At 47.8% G+C, this 2,642-nt stretch carries 3 protein-coding genes and 1 pseudogene; all 4 read right to left on the reverse strand.

The window, feature by feature from the left end; translation table 11 throughout:
* Positions 1-1,635: terminase large subunit (locus AACS90_RS18530; protein ID WP_099123507.1), on the reverse strand; the 1,635-nt coding region annotated here is incomplete at its 3' end.
* Complete coding sequence (locus tag AACS90_RS18525; RefSeq protein WP_099123506.1) at positions 1,632-1,985, reverse strand: phage terminase small subunit P27 family; 354 nt, start codon at positions 1,983-1,985, stop codon at positions 1,632-1,634. The genes AACS90_RS18530 and AACS90_RS18525, both read right to left, overlap by 4 nt.
* Before the next feature lie 118 nt (positions 1,986-2,103).
* Complete coding sequence (locus AACS90_RS18520) at positions 2,104-2,529, reverse strand: HNH endonuclease signature motif containing protein (RefSeq protein WP_099123505.1); 426 nt, start codon at positions 2,527-2,529, stop codon at positions 2,104-2,106.
* Positions 2,529-2,642: pseudogene (locus AACS90_RS18515) on the reverse strand (phage gp6-like head-tail connector protein); the annotation flags it as partial. The pseudogene AACS90_RS18515 and the gene AACS90_RS18520, both read right to left, overlap by 1 nt.

Raw genomic sequence — 2,642 nt, forward strand, 5'->3', positions numbered from 1 at the left:
CTTCTGCTGTTCTTCACTCAAGTTAAACGCAAAGTCTTCATGTTCCACCTGCCATGTGCCAAAACTCATCAGGAACGCAATCGAAGGGTCTATCTTATTCGCTGATTTCTTTTTGTTCGGTTTGATATTGGCGTTAGCATCCGTTTCCATCACCACATTAGACATTGCCCATGCCAGCACCGGATCGCCGTTGTGACTAATGATTTTGCGGTTAACAAACACCTCTGCCGATTTCGCCACGGGGCTAAAGCGCATATAGGTTTGCGGGAATGGCTCAACATCCAGCCCCGCGCCCTGTAATTGCGTGCGTAGGTGGGTGGCATTCCATGTATCAAAGCCCACCAGCTTGATATTAAAATGCTGGCTGTCTTTGAGAATATCATCACGGATACGATCATAATCAATGCAATCGCCTTGCGTGGTGCGTATCCAGCCCATTTGTACCCATTGACGGTAGATTGCCCGATTCTTATTGGCGGGACTCTGTAGCTGAGCTTCGGGCAAGTAATGGCGGGTCAGTAATAACAGTTCGTTATCCACGGGAAAGGTATAGCAGATACTGGTGATATCGCCTGTTGAGGATAAATCCAATCCCGCGTAACACTCCAGCCCTTTCAGGTCGCTTTCGTTATACTCCATCTGGCAGGCTTTCCATGCTCCTTCACCCATCCATGGAGTTTCGCCCTGACACCAGATATTAAAGCGTTTAGTTAACATTTCCGTCCATTGTGAGGGAATGCCCCGCGCTTTCTGGATAGTGTCATGCAAAGCGGTACTGTCCACGGAGATATTCAGATTGGGATTGGCCTTTATCCAAAGAGCTTCATCATCAATCTCGTGCTCATCGTCCAGCTCGTAAATCAGGGCAAACAGGGATTCGTTCTGTTCCTCACCATCCAATATCTGACAGCAATAATCATAATGTTGTTTACAGGCGGATATTACGTTACTACCCGCCGTGGTAATGGCAAACAGAATACCTTCGGGACGTGCGCCCATGCCCAGTTCAAGTGCAGAGTAGACAGCGTTATCCGGGTGCAAATGATATTCATCGACAATTGCCAGACTGGGGTTTGTACCCTCAATCGTAGCGGCTTTGGCTGCCAATGGTTTTAGCAGACTGTTGCTCTTGGCATAAGTGACTTTATGCTGTTGGACAGTTACCCGTTTCTTGAGTGGTTTGGATAATAGGCACATCTGGCGGGTATCATCGAATACAATACGCGCCTGATCCCGGCTCACGGCGGCGGTGTAGATATCCTGCTGACCTGACTCCATCACGAGAAACCAATTTGCCAGTATCGCGGCAACGGTAGACTTTGCATTTTTGCGCGGCACCTGAATATAAGCACTGCGATATTTTCGGCGTCCGGTTGCTTTGATCTTGAAGCCAAACAGGTTAGCAAAAGCGAACTGCTGCCACGGCTCTAATATAATCGGTTTACCGCGCAAGTGGCCTTTGACGTGCGGACAGTAACGGGAAAAGGCAATAAACCGCGTCACCACCTCCGAATCAAACACATAATGTGGGTTATTCAGGTCGTTAAAATAGCGTTTCACCGCCTGTTTTACCCGTTTACAGGCCGGAATTGTGCCATTTTCGATATCAAAAGCATACTGCTCCCATGCGTTCATAAGCGGTCTAGCTCGTCCTCTTCTTCCGTTTCTACCGGATTCTTACGCCGTGATACGGGGTCAAAACCCAGCAACGCCGACATTTTTATCATAATTTTTTCAGCGTCCGCTTTGGCGCTCAATGATGGGTTACGGCTTTCACTGCCCTGACTGTTGACGATACTAAAGCCCCGGATATCTAGGTCTGCCACGGCTTTTCGGTAAATGGCATAGTTGACGCAATACAGTTCTAAGTTGTTCCAGTCGGCGGCGTTCAGGTCTTCCCGCTCGTTTAAGATTTTGCCTTTGGCTTTCCATTGACTGGCAGCAATCTCATTTAAATAAGTAGGCGGTTTCGGTGCTCTTGCCATAATGTTCTCTGTTCCTTGTGATTTATTTTCAAAAAAATTGCCGGGCGTAAAAATTGAAGGAGGGGGCGGTTCCGCTCAGAGGGGTGTTTGTCATTTTTGATACCCCCACCCCGTTATTTCATTTAGTTATTATTCTTGTGATAAATAATCGTGCCGCTTCTGCTTCCTGCTCCCGATAAGCACCTTGTTTGCGCTTGGCTTTGGTGATGGGGTCTGTCTGTACCGTCTTACGGTTGTGGCAGGCATGGCATAGTGCTTGATGATTGGATATAGGCCAAAACAGCACATCACTATCACTATTGATTGGGATAATGTGATCTACAATGGTGGCGGGTGTGTAACTGTTCTGCTTGAGGCAATGCACACATAAGGGATGCGTTTTGAGATACATCAATCTGTATTTGCGCCATCGGTTATTGTAGCCACGTTCGGTACGGGTGCCGCGCTGCCTGTTCTGTTCCCGCCGATGTTTCTCACAGCGACCGGACGTTACTCGTTGCGTACAACTCGGATAACTACAACGCCTTAATGGTTGCCACGGCATCAGTAGATCCCCACATCACGATAGACAGACCACAATGATTTGATGGTAAAAAGCACTTCTTTTAGCTCAACATCGGTTGCCATTTCCCGATTCTCATACAGCAAGCCGATATA

The sequence above is a fragment of the Xenorhabdus sp. KK7.4 genome (assembly GCF_963876465.1).
GTDB lineage: Bacteria > Pseudomonadota > Gammaproteobacteria > Enterobacterales > Enterobacteriaceae > Xenorhabdus > Xenorhabdus stockiae.

Bases quoted from the DNA above. Each gene is read 5' to 3' on its own strand.
- AACS90_RS18525 (WP_099123506.1), bottom strand. From the start codon at position 1,985: ATGGCAAGAGCACCGAAACCGCCTACTTATTTAAATGAGATTGCTGCC.
- AACS90_RS18520 (WP_099123505.1), bottom strand. From the start codon at position 2,529: ATGCCGTGGCAACCATTAAGGCGTTGTAGTTATCCGAGTTGTACGCAA.